1 protein-coding gene is annotated in these 1,132 nt (G+C 69.8%); it reads left to right on the plus strand.

Going from position 1 to position 1,132, the window contains the following annotated elements; translation table 11 throughout:
* Nucleotides 1–91 precede the first annotated feature (91 nt).
* Nucleotides 92–1,132, plus strand: a 1,041-nt coding sequence (locus SZ55_RS08675; protein WP_044404244.1) for an ABC transporter substrate-binding protein, incomplete at its 3' end; no start/stop codon positions are given.

Below are 1,132 nucleotides of genomic sequence, written 5' to 3' on the forward strand. Positions count from 1 at the left end.
TCCCGGCACCAGGCGCCCGCACCAGGGCGCCCTCCCCCACCCGCCACCGCAGGCACGCATTCGCGGCAGGCCATCACGCCAAGGACGCCCGATGCACCCACGCCTGCTGCCCTTCCTKCTCCTGCTGCCCCTCTGGACCCAGGCCGCCCCCAGCCTGGTGGTCTGCACCGAAGCCGCCCCGGAAGGCTTCGACATCGTCCAGTACACCGCCGCCAACACCGCCGACGCCAGCGCCGAAACCGTCTTCGACCGCCTCGTGCAGTTCGCTCCTGGCAGCACCCGCATCGAACCCGCGCTGGCCGAACGCTGGACGCTTTCCGATGACGGCCTCAGCTACGAATTCACCCTGCGCCAGGGCGTCAAGTTCCACACCACGCCCTGGTTCACCCCCACCCGCGACTTCAATGCCGACGACGTGCTCTGGAGCTTCCAGCGCCAGCTCGACCCCAGGCACCCCTGGCACGAACGCTCGCCCCGGGGCTTTCCCTATGCCGAATCCATGGCCCTGGGGCAGTTGATCGAGCGCATCGAAAAGCTCGACGACCACCGCGTCCGCTTCGTCCTGCGCCACCCCGAAGCCCCCTTCCTCGCCGACCTCGCCATGGGCTTCGCCTCCATCTACTCCGCCGAATACGCCGACCGCCTGCTCGCCGCCGGCACGCCCGAGGCCCTCAACAGCCGCCCCATCGGCACCGGCCCCTTCGTCTTCCAGCGTTATGAGAAGGACGCCCAGGTGCGCTTCACCGCCCACCCCGACTACTGGGGCGGCCGCCCGGCCATCGACAGGCTGCTGCTGGCCATCACCCCCGATCCCAACGTGCGGGTGCAGAAGCTCAAGGCCAACGACTGCCAGGTGGCCATCTACCCGCGCCCCACCGACATCCCGGTACTGCGCCAGGAGCCGGAGCTGAACGTGCTGGAGATGGACGCCCTGCTGGTCGCCTACGTCGGCCTCAACACTCGCCACCCGCCACTGGACGACGTGCGCGTACGCCAGGCCATCAACCTCGCCTTCGACCGCGACGCCTACCTGCGCGCCCAGTTCGGCGAAGGCAACGCCACCCTTGCCGCCACCCCCTACCCGCCCAGCGTGCTCGGCTACGACCCCGCCCTGAAACCCTGGGCCCACGAC

Source organism: Pseudomonas sp. FeS53a (assembly GCF_000931385.1).
Taxonomy (GTDB): domain Bacteria; phylum Pseudomonadota; class Gammaproteobacteria; order Pseudomonadales; family Pseudomonadaceae; genus Metapseudomonas; species Metapseudomonas otitidis.